The sequence below is a fragment of the Kaistella solincola genome, assembly GCF_000812875.1.
Taxonomy (GTDB): domain Bacteria; phylum Bacteroidota; class Bacteroidia; order Flavobacteriales; family Weeksellaceae; genus Kaistella; species Kaistella solincola.
In genome coordinates this window covers 649,065-664,875 of record NZ_JSYK01000003.1, presented here as the reverse complement: position 1 = coordinate 664,875, position 15,811 = coordinate 649,065, and the positions used below count along the sequence as shown (strand labels likewise).

14 protein-coding genes are annotated in these 15,811 nt (G+C 38.9%); 5 read left to right on the top strand and 9 right to left on the bottom strand.

Translation table 11 applies throughout. The annotated features are described in order from the left end of the window. Positions 1-18 precede the first annotated feature (18 nt). Positions 19-789 (top strand): 16S rRNA (adenine(1518)-N(6)/adenine(1519)-N(6))-dimethyltransferase RsmA, encoded by a 771-nt coding sequence (gene rsmA / locus OA84_RS07080; RefSeq protein WP_039344169.1) that lies wholly within the window; start codon positions 19-21, stop codon positions 787-789. A gap of 45 nt (positions 790-834) precedes the next feature. Here rsmA and OA84_RS07075 read toward each other — a convergent pair whose 3' ends face one another. From OA84_RS07075 to OA84_RS07055, 5 genes are all read right to left on the bottom strand, one after another. Continuing rightward, on the bottom strand, positions 835-1,362 hold the full coding sequence (locus tag OA84_RS07075; protein WP_039344166.1) for a coiled-coil domain-containing protein: 528 nt from the start codon (positions 1,360-1,362) through the stop codon (positions 835-837). A 13-nt stretch (positions 1,363-1,375) separates the two neighbouring features. Beyond that, a complete protein-coding gene (locus OA84_RS07070) occupies positions 1,376-2,167 on the bottom strand; it encodes a TIGR02757 family protein (RefSeq protein ID WP_039344163.1) in 792 nt (263 codons plus the stop codon). 10 nt (positions 2,168-2,177) lie between these two features. Then, positions 2,178-3,092 carry a ribonuclease Z gene (locus OA84_RS07065; RefSeq protein ID WP_039344162.1) on the bottom strand — a complete coding sequence of 305 codons (915 nt, stop codon included), beginning with the start codon at positions 3,090-3,092 and terminating at the stop codon, positions 2,178-2,180. A gap of 107 nt (positions 3,093-3,199) precedes the next feature. Beyond that, entirely contained in the window at positions 3,200-6,460 is a 3,261-nt protein-coding gene (ccsA, locus tag OA84_RS07060; RefSeq protein WP_039345828.1) for a cytochrome c biogenesis protein CcsA, read from the bottom strand. 247 nt (positions 6,461-6,707) lie between these two features. Continuing rightward, entirely contained in the window at positions 6,708-7,358 is a 651-nt protein-coding gene (locus OA84_RS07055) for a protein-L-isoaspartate(D-aspartate) O-methyltransferase (RefSeq protein WP_039344160.1), read from the bottom strand. 113 nt (positions 7,359-7,471) lie between these two features. Between OA84_RS07055 and OA84_RS07050 the strand changes: the two genes are divergently transcribed. From OA84_RS07050 to OA84_RS07035, 4 genes are all read left to right on the top strand, one after another. Continuing rightward, entirely contained in the window at positions 7,472-8,434 is a 963-nt protein-coding gene (locus OA84_RS07050; protein ID WP_039344158.1) for a Gfo/Idh/MocA family protein, read from the top strand. Between the two features lie 75 nt (positions 8,435-8,509). Then, positions 8,510-9,328 (top strand): M23 family metallopeptidase, encoded by an 819-nt coding sequence (locus OA84_RS11605; RefSeq protein ID WP_052252142.1) that lies wholly within the window; start codon positions 8,510-8,512, stop codon positions 9,326-9,328. Between the two features lie 83 nt (positions 9,329-9,411). Beyond that, positions 9,412-10,305: a 3-hydroxybutyryl-CoA dehydrogenase gene (locus OA84_RS07040; protein ID WP_039344156.1), complete on the top strand. Its 894-nt coding sequence runs from the start codon at positions 9,412-9,414 to the stop codon at positions 10,303-10,305. Positions 10,306-10,424: 119 nt separating this feature from the next. Next, positions 10,425-10,670 carry a hypothetical protein gene (locus tag OA84_RS07035; protein ID WP_039345821.1) on the top strand — a complete coding sequence of 82 codons (246 nt, stop codon included), beginning with the start codon at positions 10,425-10,427 and terminating at the stop codon, positions 10,668-10,670. Positions 10,671-10,733: 63 nt separating this feature from the next. Here OA84_RS07035 and OA84_RS07030 read toward each other — a convergent pair whose 3' ends face one another. From OA84_RS07030 to OA84_RS07015, 4 genes are all read right to left on the bottom strand, one after another. Next, the gene (locus tag OA84_RS07030; RefSeq protein WP_052252141.1) at positions 10,734-11,174 is read right to left on the bottom strand and encodes an META domain-containing protein; all 441 of its coding nucleotides are present in this window, start codon (positions 11,172-11,174) and stop codon (positions 10,734-10,736) included. A gap of 117 nt (positions 11,175-11,291) precedes the next feature. After that, positions 11,292-13,691, bottom strand: a complete 2,400-nt coding sequence (gene pheT, locus OA84_RS07025; RefSeq protein ID WP_039344154.1) for a phenylalanine--tRNA ligase subunit beta — start codon at positions 13,689-13,691, stop codon at positions 11,292-11,294. A gap of 154 nt (positions 13,692-13,845) precedes the next feature. Continuing rightward, complete coding sequence (gene dnaN / locus OA84_RS07020) at positions 13,846-14,976, bottom strand: DNA polymerase III subunit beta (protein WP_039344152.1); 1,131 nt, start codon at positions 14,974-14,976, stop codon at positions 13,846-13,848. A 101-nt stretch (positions 14,977-15,077) separates the two neighbouring features. Further along, entirely contained in the window at positions 15,078-15,794 is a 717-nt protein-coding gene (locus OA84_RS07015) for a DUF2490 domain-containing protein (RefSeq protein ID WP_039344150.1), read from the bottom strand. Between the last annotated feature and the right edge of the window lie 17 nt (positions 15,795-15,811).

Below are 15,811 nucleotides of genomic sequence, written 5' to 3'. Positions count from 1 at the left end.
TATCAAAAAAAATCTTCCATGAGCGTAAGAGCGAAGAAACATTTGGGTCAGCATTTTCTGACGGATGAAAATATTGCCAAAAACATTGTAGAAGGACTTACGTATAAAACCGGAAGCAAAACGCTGGAAGTGGGTCCCGGAATGGGCGTTCTGACGAAATATATTTTAGAAAAAGATACTGAACTTTTCCTGGCGGAAATCGATACAGAATCTATTCAATATTTATTAAAGAATTATCCGACGCTGGATGACGCGCATTTTGTGGGTGATTTCCTGAAAATCGATTTGGCGGAAACTTTCGTTGATGAAGTTTCGATTATCGGAAATTTTCCGTACAATATTTCGTCACAGATTTTATTTAAAATCATTGATTTTTACGAAAATGTGCCGGAAATGGTCGGAATGTTTCAAAAGGAAGTTGCGGAAAGAACCGCCGCGGTGCCGCGCACAAAAGATTACGGGATTTTATCGGTGCTCGTGCAGGCGCTTTACGATGTAAAATATCTTTTCACGGTGGATGAAAATGTTTTCAATCCGCCACCGAAAGTAAAATCCGGCGTAATTCGTTTGACGAGAAATCCGAAAGCCGGTCTGGCAGGAAATGAAGTTCTGTTCAAGCAAATTGTAAAAGCAGGCTTTGGGCAAAGACGGAAAAAACTGTCGAATTCTCTCAAAATTTTAAATATTCCTGAGGCCTTGTTAAATCACGAATTTATGGCAAAAAGAGCGGAAGAATTGTCGGTTACAGATTTTATTGGTTTTACCATTCTCTGGAAAGCAAATTTGTAAACTAAAAAACCATTTCATTTGAAATGGTTTTTTATTTTTTGGCGGTTATTTGTCCTCTTTTTTTAATTGTTCCAAAAGCTGCTCCAGTTCCGAAATCTTTGATTTTAAAGAGGTAATCTGCGTTTTGTTTGTAGCAACATTACTTTTCAGCATAACATTGCGCGCGCGCTCGTTATGATCTTCTTCGTCTTCATCTTCAGCGATATCTTCAATATCTTCCTGAATATCATCAATATCTTCACTAATTTCCTCAATGTCTTCCTGAATATCTTCAATATCTTCCTGAATTTCATTGACGTCTTCCTTCAAATCTTCAATGTGTTCCTGACTTCTGTTCACAGACATTTGAATGAAAATGGCGAGATAAATTGCTTCGAGTGACAAAACCGTGGTTAAAACCAAAAGCATTTTGTCAAATTCCACCACACCGAAAACTGGCAATAAAAACGCGGTTAAGAAAAGCAAAGAATGCACGATCAGCGAAGGAATGGAGCCAATCCACCACATGACACCATCGGTGACGCGGACCAAAAAATCTACTTTTTCTTTGTTTTTTTCTTCTCTCGTCTTCATTTTTTCAACATTTTTAAAAGTCTTTGGAAACGCCTAAACCGAAAAGCGCGAAGTCATATTTCGCAGGATCCCGGTCATCGAATTTACGTAAAATAACGTCCATTTCTTCGACGGTTTTCCAGTCATTTTGCTTTCGCGAAATCAGATTCAGTTTGCGGGAAATATTTCCCGTGTGCACGTCGAGCGGAACAGAAAGAAATTTCGGATTGATGTTTTGCCAAAGCCCGAAATCCACGCCTTTTTTGTCCTGTCTTACCATCCAGCGAAGAAACATCATCAGCCGCTTTGCGGAGGAATTTTTGTAGGTGGAACTTACATGCTTCATGCTGCGGTGTTTTTCGTCGTTCTGAAAAAATTCCGAGCGGAAACGTTCTAAACTGTGGTAAAAATTGGTTTCACCGTTTTTTAGAAAAAAATGGTCTTCAAGCGACGAATTTTTCCGGTAAAGCCGTTGCAGACTTTCGGTAAAATATTGTAAATCCTCCTTATTAAAAGTGCGGTGAACGGACTGATGATTAAATCTTTCGAAATCTTTCTCGGTGTAATTCAGAATAAAATCGTGTGGCGAATTTCCCATCCAGGAAAGGATTTTTTCAGCATCATTGATGATGGATTTTCGGTTTCCCCAGGAAATAGTTGCCGTTAAAAAACCGGAAATTTCGATATCCTGTTTCAATGAAAAACGGTGCGGAATCTGAATCGGATCATCTTTTACAAAATCTGAATTATTGTAAAAATTCACTTTTTCATCGAGGAATTCTTTTAAAAAAGCTTCATTAGCAAATTTTTTTTCCGCATTTTCCATTCAAAAAAAATTAAATCTGAACCGGCTGTAGCGCTTTTGGCAATTCGGTGTTCGGGAAAACTTCGCGAGCTTCGTTTAAAAAAACATTCAAATCATGATAACGGTTCGAAAAATGCCCAAGAATCAATCTGCCAACATTTGCTTTTCGTGCAATTCGAGCGGCTTCCAGCGCGGTGGTGTGTCCGGTGTAATCTGCCATTTCGTTCAAATCATGAAGAAAGGTTGATTCGTGGTACAACACATCAACTTCATTTATTAAAGGCAAAATTTGTTCAGTGTATCTGGTGTCGCTGCAAAAAGCGTACGAGACAGATTTTGACGGCTCTTTGGTTAAAATTTCGTTTTTCAGCACATAACCGTCGCTTAAAATAAAATCTTTTCCGTTTTTCAGATTTTGGTAATCGCAGATTTCAATTTCCGGATATTTAGAAACTTCCGCCATATTGAGATGGCGCTCTTTCGGTTTTTCGCGGAACAGATAACCGTTGCAATAAATTCTATGTTTCAGCGGAATGGTGAAAACTTCCAGCCTGTTATCTTCATAAATTTTTTCCGATTCCTTACTTTGAAGTTCATGGTAAACAACCTCAAAACCGCGGTGCGTTTCGCTTAAGCGGAAAATAGTCTCAAGCATTTCCTTAATTCCGAGCGGTCCGTAAACATGAAGCGGAGTTTCTCTGCCCAAAAGCCGAAAAGAAGCGATTAAACCTGGCAAACCAAAGCAATGGTCGCCGTGCAGATGCGATATAAAAATGTGGTTCACCTTCGAAAAACGCACTTTCGCCTTTCTTAACTGCACCTGAGTCCCTTCACCGCAATCGATGAGAAAACTGCGTTCGTCCATCTCCAAAAACTGCGCGGTAGGCGCAGAATTCACCGTTGGAATGGCAGAATTAAAACCGAGAATCGTAAGAAAAGTGCTCAAAATGCAGGTAAAATTTTAGTTTCCCAAAAATAAGGAATATTAAATGATTTTAAAATATTCTTTTTAGCGACGAAAAAATCCCGAATGATATTTTCGGGATTTTATTTTTATTTTTTCAAAGTTCTGTATTTCAGATAAGAAATGATGGCCAGTGCAAACATAAATGCGGTGCCGATGTACACCCAAGCCGGAACCGGAATTGGATCGCCAGCTGCGTAAGAATGCAGTCCTGAGAGATAATAATTTACTCCGAAATACGTCATCACGATACTGCTGATTGCAAATAAAGCTGCTACGTGGAAAGCCCATCTGCCGCGCAAGCCTGGAACCAAACGCATGTGCAAAACAAAGGCATAAACCATCACGGAAATGAAAGCCCAGGTTTCCTTTGGATCCCAGCTCCAATATCTACCCCACGATTCATTCGCCCAGATTCCGCCTAAGAAAGTACCAACAACTAAAGCATAAAGTCCAATCGTCAGCGACATTTCCGAAACGATGGTCAATTCTTTAATTGTAGTTTCGTTATGTAATTTATAAATCTCTTTGTTTGAGAAAATATAGAAGAAAAGCACAATCATCGCGATCACCATGGAAAGTCCGAAGAAACCGTAACTCGAGGTGATAATCGCGACATGAATAATCAACCAATACGATTTTAATACCGGAACAAGTGGCGTAATTTGCGGATCAAGTGCGGAACCACCGTGCGCAAAGCCCATCATGATTACCGCAACCATAAATCCTGCTGCCGGAATAAGCGCGTTTGAGTTTCGGTATAATAACAAACCTGCAGTAATACCAACCCAGGAAATAAAGATAATTGCTTCGTAACCGTTACTCCAAGGTGCATGACCAGAAATATACCATCTACCAACCAAACCTAAAAACTGAAGAAAATAACCTACCAACCCTAGAAGAATTAATCCTTTGATCGTTTTATTTAAAATCTTATTCGGTTTAAACAATTCGATGAAACCTAAAAGCAAGAGTAGACCACCAATTACCGAATAAAACATCAATAAATAAAAGTTGATGTTTGCTTTATTCATCAAAACTTCCAACTTAACTTTTGACTTACTTGGAACTACATTTTTACCCCAGGTTTTTTGGTACTGTTCCAGTTTTGCCAGTTCAGCATCAGCTTTTGCCCAGTTTCCTGATTTTTGTGCCGATAAAACTTCGCTGAAATAAGGGCCCATTACTTTCTGGGATTCCATATCCGGTTCGAAATTTTGGTCTAACCACGAATGCCACGTATTGTTTGGATCATTCTGTACCGGAACGATGCGCATAAACTGTCCGCTGAAAAACTCATTGAAAGCCTGAACACGGTCATTTACAGCAATTACTTCTTTGTCGTAATTCGTTTGGTCTGCCGGTTTTTTACGGAAAGCTTCCTGATAATCCTCCTCCAAAACGTAATGCAAAGCACCAGTTTCGTCAGCAGGAAAAAGCGACATCAACGCGGTGTAACCATCTTCATTTGCCTTGGTTTTTTTCTTTAGTTCATCGCCGCCTTTGGTTCCAACTTTAATTAAAGGAACCATCGTCCAGCTTGCAGTATCCGTATTTATTGATAGAAACCACTGGTTTGCGGTAAGCGATTTTCCATCAGTTCCGCGGAATGCATCTTTTTTGTACAGTTTTCTCAGAACGTCCAAAGCCTGGGTGTTCATCGGAACAATTCGACCTTCATAGTTCTGAACCAATAAATATCCGAATTTGTCTGCGTGTTCTTTATCAATTGTATTTTTCGCGATTATTACATCAGCGGTAATTGGCGTTGGCGATCTTAAAGCCAAAGAATTTTGTGGTTTTTTTGGTGTTGGTTCCGCGGTCAATAAATCTGCGGCGCCGTGACCGTGTCCGTCATCAGCAGAATGTGTTATTTCACCTGAACCGTCGGTAGTTCCGTGTGTTTCGATTTTTTGTGCATTGAAGTTCAACGTCATTAAAACCAAAAGTACGGTCGCTGCTTTTCTTTTGCTCACGTTTTTCAACATTGAATTCAGTTTCCAGAAATGTGTTCCTTTCCAGAAGAAAATCACAAACATTCCACCAAACAGGAAGAAATAACCAATGTAAGTAATCAGTGTTCCCCAGAAATCGTGGTTTACAGAAAGTACGGTTCCCTGTCGGTCCGGATCGAAACTCGCTTGGAAAAACCGGTAGCCACCGTGGTTCAAAACGTGATTCATATAAATTTTGTAAGGCGTTTGTTTTCCTTTGTCAATGATCTGAACATGGCTTTCATAAGCACTTGGCGAAGAACTTCCCGGATAAGTTTCCATTACAAAATCATCTAATTTCAAGGAAAAAGGCGTCGTATAAACTTTCGGACCGAAACCTAAAATAATATTCATTCCGTCCAAAGTCACCTGTTTAAACGCGTTTGGATTTCCTTTTTCTACCGGCAAATCAACCAATAATTTCGATTTTGGCCCTTGTAGTTCTACACGCAAATTATCCGAAACATCTTTATCTTTTTTACGGTCACCTTCATAAGCAATGAGTTTTCCTTTCGCCAAACCTTCGGGAACGACAAGTTTCAGGTCATTTACGGTGTATAAACTCCGCAAAACCAAAGGCTGATATTCATCTTTCTTCGTTGTTCCTTTTGCCTGCGATGCCATCGTCATATATTCCGCTTCAACAGGTGTTTTAATGAGCAAAGTGCCGTTGGTATTGTTAAATTCCACGGCGCCGTCAATCGCTCGATTGAAAGAAACCAAAGTTCCGTTAACCAGTTTGGAATCCCCCGGTTTAATATAAATATTTTCGCGGCCGGTTTGTCCTGTGGAAACGATATGTAAATATTCTGTTCCTGCCGGATCCAGCACCAAACTGTCCTTTTTTCTCTGGATATAATCTACGGTTTTTACAGAAATCTGTTTTCCGTGGTAATCATAGCTCGCGTTGAAATTCTTGTGAAGCGGCGACATTAAATATGGAACATCCTGATAATTCAGCACATCACCTTTTTCCTCGATTTGAATTTTAAAGAAATTTTTGTCCGTTACAATTTCATTGGTGGTTTCGCCTTCGCGAATGTGCATGATCCCTTCAAAACTGATGTATCGCGTTACTGCACCGCCCAAAAATATTAAAACAAATGAAAGGTGAAAAACCAAAACCGGCCATTTTTCGCGGCGCCAAAGGCGATAGCGGCTGATATTTCCGATAAAGTTAAGAATCAGCCAGAGCATTAAAACTTCAAACCATTTCGCTTCGTAGATCAAAGCTTTTGCAGTTGGTGTTCCGTAATCATTTTCGAGGAAGGTGGCGCGGGCCATTGCGAATGCATAAACTAAAAGGAGAACCGCCATTGTCCTGGTCGAAATAATGATATCTTGAAGTTTTTTCATGAGAATCAAAAAATTTTTATTTATTTCCTGCTGAAAACGTATTTTTTTTCGCCACAGCTTGATTTTATTTAGAATAAATCTGAACGCTTGCAAAAATACAACGTATAATTTGAATGAGCGAATTTGCCCAGTCTTTTTTAAATTAAATAAAATGACATTTATTAGCCAAACGGTCATAAAAAAAATTTGCCGTTAAAAGGGCAAATTTTTAGGTTTTAAAAAAATTTCGGGCTATGTCAGTATTTTTTTAATGATTGGTATCATTCAGCATTGGAACAAATTTGTACGCGCCAAACTCCTCCCTTTCAAACTCGCGCTCTGATTTTTTGGTAAATCGCATTAAAATCTGCTCATCGGTTTTTCCTAACGGAATCACCATTTTTCCACCAATTTTAAGCTGGTGTAATAGCTCCGTCGGTAAAACTTCAGCACCGCAGGTAACCAAAATTTTATCGAAAGGCGCAAAAGTGGGCAAACCTAAAAAACCGTCACCAAAACTTTGAAATTTTGGTCGCAGACGCAGTTCGCGGAGTTTTTTCTGAGCAAATTCATGCAGTTCTTTCTGTCTTTCGATGGTGTAAACCGTCGCATTTAAAGCAACCAATACCGCGGTTTGATAACCACAACCGGTACCGATTTCAAGCACTTTTTCTTTTTCTTTAAGCTCCAGAAGCGCCGTTTGTTCCGCAACGGTGGACGGATGCGAAATGGTTTGATGCGCCAAAATGGGAAAAGCGCGATCTTCGTAAGCAAAATCCTCGAAAACGCTTTCCAGAAAAAGATGCCGCGGCACCATATTAATTGCGGAAAGTACTTTTTCATCATTAATCCCGATTTTATTCCGGAGATAATCCACCAATATTTTCCGTTTTCCTTTGTGAACGTAAGAATCCTGCATTTCACAAAAATAGGAATTAGAACTTAGAAAAGAGAATTTAGAATTTAGAATTTTCTACCTTCCGGTCTCTAGCTTCTAACTTCTTTTTTTATCTTTACCGAAATTAGTAATTTATGCTGAAAGCAGGGTTAGTTGGCGCCGGACATTTGGGAAAAATCCATCTGAAATTATTGCAGCAATCCGAAAAATATGACCTGGTTGGTTTTCATGACGCGGATGCAGACAACGGCAGAAAACTCGAAAAAGAATTCGGTTACCGTTATTTCGAAAATTTCGATGATTTACTCGCGGAAATTGAAATGCTGGATATTGTAACGCCGACTTTATACCATTACGATTACGCGATGAAAGCCATTGAAAAAAGAATTCATTTTTTCATCGAAAAACCTGTAACGCAAACTTTAAAACAGGCAGAAGAAATTCTCTACAAATGCCGCGAATTCAATATTCACGCGCAGGTTGGCCATGTGGAAAGATATAATCCTGCGTTTATCGGTTCTAAAGATTATATTAAAAATCCAATGTTCATCGAAATTCACCGACTGGCGGAATTTAATCCGCGCGGGACGGACGTTTCGGTGGTTTTGGATTTAATGATTCACGACCTGGATATTTTGCTGTCGATTGTAAAATCAAAGGTGAAAAACATACACGCCAGCGGCGTTTCTGTAGTTTCAAAGTCTCCGGACATCTGCAATGCGAGAATTGAATTTGAAAATGGTTGTGTAGCGAATTTAACAACTTCGAGAATTTCAATGAAAGCGATGCGAAAATCAAGGTTTTTCCAGCAGGACGCATATATATCGGTGGATTTTCTGGAGAAAAAAGCTGAAGTTATCCGTATGAAACCGGCGCCGGAAACGCCGAGCGATTTTGATATGATTATCGAAAATGCCGAAGGCGAAAAAAATCAGATTATTTTTGAATATCCCAATATTCAGCCGAATAATGCAATTTTAGATGAACTTGAAAGTTTTGCGGATGCAATCACTGAAAATAAAAAAGTGGAAGTTTCGCTTGAAGACGGCACCGAAGCTTTGAAAGTGGCGCTGGAAATTGTAAGATTAATTAGTTAATTTGAAAATATGCTAATATGCTAATTCTGATGATTGCTTCGTCATTCATGCCTCATTCCTCGCAATGACTTTTAAATGAAAAAACTATTCACTTTTTACCTGCTTTTTTGCCATTTTTTTCTGTTTTCACAACAGAAGTGGGACGTCAGGTTTTATAATGAAATTATCAATCGTGAGGTTTTTATTTACGCTGATAATCATGAAGTAATGCCAATGTCCGCGCAGTTTGATTTTAAGTTAAAGAATTTTACATCCACTTTAGAAAACAAATCAATCGTTGTTATTCCGGCGAAAACCGAAAAATTTTTAATTGCAAAACTCACCACTTTAAAACCAAACGAAGCGAACCAGTTTTCGTATTCCACGATGTTTAATTTTGGAAATTCTTTACAGGAAAATTTCGATGAAAACTTTGTATACTCACTTCCCTTCCCAACCGGCGAATCGCATTTAATTTTTCAGGGTTATAACGGCAAATTTTCGCATCAGAACACTTCAGCGCTGGATTTTGATTTGAAAATTGGCGACAAAGTTTTAGCCGCCCGCGACGGAATTGTCGTCAGCGTTGTTGACAATAACACGGCGAGTTGCCCGGAATTTAAATGTGTGGAATTCAATAATAAAATAACCGTCATGCACAGCGACGGCACTTTCGCGGATTATGTACATTTGAAATATAAAGGTGCGCTGGTAAAAAAAGGCGATGCTGTGGCGCAAAATCAACTCATCGGTTTAAGCGGAAATACGGGATTTTCCAGCGGACCACATTTGCATTTCGGTGTTTTCATTAATAGAGTTGATGGTTCGCGGACTTACATTAAAACGAAATTTAAGACTTCGGACAGTGCCGCGGAGCTTTTAGTTCAGGGAAAAACCTACACTAAAAACTATTAGTCAAAAATAAAAAAAAGGCCGTTAAAGCCGCTAAAATTTAAAAATAATTAAGAGAAACTTAAAAGTCTCAATCACCTAATAATATGAGTAAAAATATTGTAGTTATCGGTGCCGGAACCATGGGAAATGGCATTGCACACACTTTTGCGCAGAAAGGATTTCAGGTAAAACTGGTAGATGTTTCAGACGAAGCCTTGCAAAAAGGTTTAAAAACCATCACCGGAAATCTTGACCGGATGATCGCAAAAGGAAATTTAAGTGAAGAAGAAAAAACCGGCACTTTAGGGCAAATTTCTACTTTTACCAAGCTGGAAGATGCTGCCGGCGACGCCGATCTCATTGTGGAAGCCGCAACAGAAAACATCGATTTGAAACTTAAAATTTTCAAGCAAATGGATGAACTCGCGCCGCAAAACTGTATTTTGGCAACCAATACTTCATCAATTTCGATCACCAAAATAGCGTCGGTAACTTCAAGACCGGAAAAAGTAATCGGCATGCATTTCATGAATCCGGTGCCGATTATGAAACTCGTAGAAATCATCAAAGGCTACTCTACTTCCAAAGAAACTTTCGAGGAAATTTTCGAAATGAGCAAAACTTTAGGAAAAACTCCGACCGAAGTGAACGATTATCCGGGTTTTGTGGCGAACAGAATTTTGATGCCGATGATTAATGAAGCCATCGAAACTTTATACAACGGCGTTGCTGGCGTGGAAGAAATTGATACGGTGATGAAACTCGGAATGGCTCATCCGATGGGACCGCTTCAACTGGCAGATTTTATCGGTTTGGATGTTTGCCTCGCGATTTTAAATGTGATGTACGACGGCTTTAAAAATCCGAAATATGCGCCGAATCCTTTGTTGGTAAATATGGTGACGGCCGGAAAACTCGGTGTAAAATCGGGTGAAGGCTTCTATGATTACGCCGAAAGCAAAAAAGCAGAAAAGGTTTCGAAAATGTTTTTGAAATAAGAAAGACAAATTTTACCAGTCATTTTTTGGGCGTTAATCGGGGCAATTTTTCGAAAATTCCGCGAAAATGTTTTCAATTAAAATGATTACCTTTGAACCAGTTTTTAAACATAAGAAAAATGAAATTACCAAAATTTTTATTAGCAGACAATTCAGATTTTCCTGAAGATTTATTTGTGGTACACACGGAGTATCCAAGATTTGTATTGAATGTTGAGGAAGAAGAAGTTGAATGGTTCGATGACCTGGACGGTGACGACGAAGAAACCGTAGCTGATGAAGCAACCAAGGTTGTAGAAGCTGCCTTCAAATGGTGCGACGAAGAGCTCGCGAAATATGATGAAGAAGAAGAAGACGAAGAATAAAAAAAAGGAACTCATTTGAGTTCCTTTTTTTTTGCCGTTATATTGCCTTTTTTTTTTAAAAATTTACTGCTTTGTAAATTTTAAAAGCAGCAGATTATCTTTATACAGTTCCAGCGTATTTCCGTTCACCACATACTTTGTGGTCTCGCCCAACATGCTGAAAAAGTTGCTTTCAACGCTCATATTTTCGCACGCCATTTTGGTGGAACCGATATTTTTGGTAGAAAAATTTCCAACCGTCGGATCCAGCATCAAATCTCCGAAATAGCTGTTACAGCCGCCATTTCCGGTAATTCTTCCTGATTCTATATTCAATGTCGGTTTTTTACCTTTTACGTCATCAGCCAACGTCCATTTTGTATTGGTAATATTAGCCTGTGAAGTCCCGACTTTCGATCTTGAAGAAGACATTGTTGTACAGGACGCAACTGTTGCTGAAAATGCAACCGCCAGCGAAATATTGCGGACAACCTGAAAAGCGGAGAAATTTTGAAATGCTTTCATTGTGTAAATTTTGTAAGTCAAATTTAAGCAAATAATCTTGAAGTGAGCGAGAACGACGGCTTTTAATGCAACAAAAAAAGCATCCTAGTGAAAGATGCTTTAGATTTTAAATTTGAATTAAGAACGAAGTTCGGCGGCAAATTCTTTTTTGAAAGTTTTAATTAAAGAATTCATCACTTCAGAAATATCCTTGTCTTCGAGGGTTTTTTCTTCATTCAGCAATTCAAAACTCATCGCGTAAGATTTTTTACCTTCCGGTAAATTTTTGCCTTCGTACACATCAAAAAGATTGATGTTTTTTAGATATTTTGATGGATTTTTCCGCGCGGATTTATACAGATCAGCGTAAGAAATATTTTTATCAACCAACAAAGCCAAATCTTTCCGCGTTTTATTAAATTTAGGAATGTCCTTGAATTTCAGATTGGTTTTTGCGCGAAGTTGCTGACTTAATTCAAGCTCGATTTCTGCGTAAAAACATTCCTGATCGATGTCCGCATCTTTAAGCAATACTGGTGAAACTTTACCTAATCGTGCTAAAGTTTTACCGCCCACAGACAATTCAACAGCATCGGAAAATCGAGAATCTTCCAGAACTTTTTCCTCAAGTTCTACCGGCAGCGAATCCAGCAAAATTTTCACATAAGATTTTAAATGGTAAAAATCTGTCGCTGATTTTGGCTGAAGCCAGTTTTCAGACGCATTTCTGCCGGAAACTAAAATCGCAAGCTGCTTGCGCTCTTCATATTTCTCAGTTTTGTGGTAAACTTTTCCGAGTTCGAAAAACTTAATGTTCGGATTTTTCCTTTTGATATTGTAATCCGCGTTCTGCAAAAGACCTTCCAGCAAAGATTTTCGCATAAACTGTAAATCGCTGCTTAAAGGATTTAAAATTTTCACCGCGTTGGTTTCATCTTTCACCGAAGTGAGGGAATTGTTCATCGCTTCGTAAAAACCGTTGCTTTGCAAAGTGCGAGCCCAGGAATTTTCCAATGCATCCTGGTCGTTAAAGCTTAATTTTACCGGCGTAAATGACAGTTTTTGTGGAAAATCTATTTTGTTATAACCGTAAATCCGCATGATTTCTTCAATCACATCAATTTCACGCGTAACATCAGCGCGGTACGGCGGCACAGAAATTTCCAGCCCGTTTTGAATTTCGTTTAAAACAACGATATCCAAAGCTTTTAAAATTTCTTTAATTTTTTCTTTATGGATTTTTATACCGAGAATTTGCTCAATTTTTGAAAATCTTAGAATGATATAATGATCTTCAATTTTTGCTGGATAATTTTCCAAAATTTCACCAACCAGTTTTCCGCCCGCAATTTCTTCAAGGAGTTTCACCGCATGCGATAAAGCAATTTTGGTCATATTGGGATCTACGCCTCGTTCAAAGCGGAATGACGCATCGGTATTCAGCGCATGAAATTTTGCACCTTTCCGAACGCCAACCGGATTAAAATAAGCACTTTCCAGAAAAATGGTTTTCGTAGAATCTGAAACGCCAGACGTGGCGCCACCAAAAACTCCGGCAAGACACATTGGTGTATCTTTTCCGTCTTTAATCATAATTTCGGTGCCGTTCAGCATGCGCTCCACTCCATCTAAAGTTGTGAATTTTGTACCTGCCGCGCTTACACCAACTTTTACCTTTTTTCCGCTGATTTTATCAGCATCGAAAGCGTGTAACGGCTGCCCGAAGGAATGCAGAATATAATTGGTGATGTCCACGATATTATTAATCGGGCTTAAACCAATCGCCTGCAAACGCGTTTTCAACCAATCCGGTGAAGTCTCAACTTTCACATTTTCGATGATTGCACCTAAATATTTCGGTGCTAAATCGGTATTTTCTATTTCAATTTTAAAGGAATGATTTCCTTCGCTTACCAAAGGTTTTTCAGCAACTTTATGGAAATCAGAAGCTATCTGATGTGTAGATAAATAAGCGTTCAGATCACGCGCAACTCCGTAATGCGACATCGCGTCGGTTCTGTTTGGGGTAAGCCCGATTTCGTACACCGCGTCATTATTCAGTTCAAAATAATCAGCGAAATTTTTTCCGATTTCATATTTTGTTTCATCCAAAATCATAATTCCGCCATGATCGTCGCTTAAACCCAACTCGTCTTCAGCACAGATCATTCCCTGAGATTTTTCACCACGGATTTTGGCTTCTTTCATCACCAGTTTTTCACCGCCTTTGTAAATTGTAGTTCCAACGGTGGCAACTGGAACGGTTTGTCCGGCAGCAACATTCGGTGCGCCACACACGATATGCAACGGTGTTCCAGAACCGATGTCAACAGTAGTTACCTTTAATTTATCAGCATTCGGATGCTTTTCGCAGGTTAAAACTTTGCCAACGACAATACCTTGCAAACTGCCTTTTACAGACTCGAACTGTTCAATTCCTTCCACTTCCAAACCGATGTCGGTAAGATATTCACCAATTTTTTCGGTTTTCAGATCCGTAGAAATATAGTCTTTAAGCCAGTTATTAGAGATTTTCATTGCTGTTGTAAATTGTAAATTATAATTCAGATTTCAACTAAAATTTTGAAATAAGAAAGTGGCAAATATCGTGATTCTGAAGGTTAAAAAAAAATTGAGATTCAAAAATATTGAATCTCAATCGGTATATTTTAAAAATATTGATTTGTAAATTTTACATTCCAATGACAGGCATGGAAAGCATCAGGATTTTTTCTTCGTCTTCCAGACCGTCTACCGGTTCGATAATTCCCGGGCGGTTCGGCTGCGACATTTTCATGGTAATGTCGTCTGCAGATAAAACCGACAACATTTCGGTCAAAAATTTCGAGCTAAAACCGATATTAATATCTTCACCATTGTAATCACACGGAATCTGCATATCTGCTTTGTTCGCAAATTCGGTGTCCTCTGCATGAAGGTGCAGAATATTTCCGGAAAGTTTGAAACGAACCTGATTCGTAGATTTATTCGACATAATCGAAGCTCTTCTGATTGAGCTTAATAATAAATTACGGTTGATGGTTAAAACATTCGGATTTTCTTTCGGAATTACCGCAGAATAATTCGGGTATTTTCCATCGATTAGACGGCAAATCCAGATATTATTTCCGAAAGTGAATTTTGCCATATTTTCATTAAATTCAATCGCAACATCTTCGCTGGAAGACGCCAGAATGCTTTTGAAAATCGACAGCGGTTTTTTCGGCATAATGAATTCTACCGGCTCCGCGTTGATTAAATCGGTTCTTTTATAAACCACCAAACGGTGAGAATCTGTAGAAACAAAATTGGTTTCATCTTCTTTAAACTGGAAAAGTACGCCTGTCATTACCGGACGCAGAGAATCATTACTTGTTGCGAACAATGTGTTGCTTAAAGCTTCGGATAAAATTCCTGCAGAAATCGTCACTTTCTGTGAAGCATCAAATTCCGGAATTTCTGGATAATCTTCAGCGTGGTCCAGCGCTACCGCGAAATTATCTTTTTCGTCTAAAATTTCGAGCAATTTTCCGTTTCCGTCTTCCGAATCTTTAATCGAAAGTGTAAGTGGCTGTTCCCCGTAGGTTTTTACAAATTCCTGAAAAATCTTGGCTGGAACGGCAATTTTTCCTTCCGCGTCAGATTTTACATCAAGTGAAGTTATCAAAGTTGTCTCTCCGTCCGAAGCCGTAACTTTAAGAACATCTTTTTCGATTTCAAATAAAAAGTTCTCAAGAATAGGCCGCGACTGCGAGTTCGAAATAACGCCGCTTACGGTTTGCAAGGCTTTTTGCAATTCACTACTGGAAACAATAAATTTCATAAAACTCAATTATTATTAATTTCACAAATATATAAAATAAACCCCGAAAAAATGCAACATTACGGCGCCTAAAAAGTTGAAGTCCTAAAAAGATACTAACATTAATCTGCGGTTTGCAAATCATTTTTTTTCCAGGTTGATGGATCGATATCTACCGATAAGGCGAGGTAGAGAAAGTGCAGATTTCTATTGCCTTTTGATGAAAATTCTCTTTGCCAAAGGTAGCCGCCAGACAACGCAAAAACGTCATCAATCTGGTAACTCAAACCACTGAAAACGCGGTTCCGTGCAAACCAAACTTCATCAGCCGGTATGAAGAAAACTTCATCGTAAACATTGGCGGAAATGGTTCCCGGTTCTACAGTTTTGCTGTTCAGCGGCGCCGAAATATTCAGGCGGTAACGCAGCCGGATCCGGTCCGAAGTCGCATCTTTTTTTGGTTCATAAAACCAGCTTTTTTCTGCTCTTACGCGATTTTCAAATTTAAATCTTCCAGAATGCAAATCCTGAATATCCTGCAGCCAAATGCGGAATTCTTCCTTCACAAAAGAACGGTTTGTGTAATTGCCGTAGCGCCCAATTCCCACCAAAAATTTGTTGTTCGGCGTGATTTTATAACCTACTCCACCTTTCAGCTCGTAATAGTCCGGATAAGAAAAATCTTCGATACCGCGAAGCTGACCTTCAACATACGAATACCATTTATCATTGATTTTATAGTCAATGGTAATAACGTTAAAGCTCGAAATATGTTCTTTCTGGGCAGAAACACTGAGAAATATTAAGAAACTGAGTAAAAAAAGAACTCGTTTTGACATTCAGTAAATTTTACCTG

Coding starts and splice junctions, on each gene's coding strand:
- rsmA (WP_039344169.1), top strand. CDS start 19: ATGAGCGTAAGAGCGAAGAAACATTTGGGTCAGCATTTTCTGACGGAT.
- OA84_RS07075 (WP_039344166.1), bottom strand. CDS start 1,362: ATGAAGACGAGAGAAGAAAAAAACAAAGAAAAAGTAGATTTTTTGGTC.
- OA84_RS07070 (WP_039344163.1), bottom strand. CDS start 2,167: ATGGAAAATGCGGAAAAAAAATTTGCTAATGAAGCTTTTTTAAAAGAA.
- ccsA (WP_039345828.1), bottom strand. CDS start 6,460: ATGAAAAAACTTCAAGATATCATTATTTCGACCAGGACAATGGCGGTT.
- OA84_RS07055 (WP_039344160.1), bottom strand. CDS start 7,358: ATGCAGGATTCTTACGTTCACAAAGGAAAACGGAAAATATTGGTGGAT.
- OA84_RS07050 (WP_039344158.1), top strand. CDS start 7,472: ATGCTGAAAGCAGGGTTAGTTGGCGCCGGACATTTGGGAAAAATCCAT.
- OA84_RS11605 (WP_052252142.1), top strand. CDS start 8,510: ATGAAAAAACTATTCACTTTTTACCTGCTTTTTTGCCATTTTTTTCTG.
- OA84_RS07040 (WP_039344156.1), top strand. CDS start 9,412: ATGAGTAAAAATATTGTAGTTATCGGTGCCGGAACCATGGGAAATGGC.
- OA84_RS07035 (WP_039345821.1), top strand. CDS start 10,425: ATGAAATTACCAAAATTTTTATTAGCAGACAATTCAGATTTTCCTGAA.
- OA84_RS07030 (WP_052252141.1), bottom strand. CDS start 11,174: ATGAAAGCATTTCAAAATTTCTCCGCTTTTCAGGTTGTCCGCAATATT.
- pheT (WP_039344154.1), bottom strand. CDS start 13,691: ATGAAAATCTCTAATAACTGGCTTAAAGACTATATTTCTACGGATCTG.
- dnaN (WP_039344152.1), bottom strand. CDS start 14,976: ATGAAATTTATTGTTTCCAGTAGTGAATTGCAAAAAGCCTTGCAAACC.
- OA84_RS07015 (WP_039344150.1), bottom strand. CDS start 15,794: ATGTCAAAACGAGTTCTTTTTTTACTCAGTTTCTTAATATTTCTCAGT.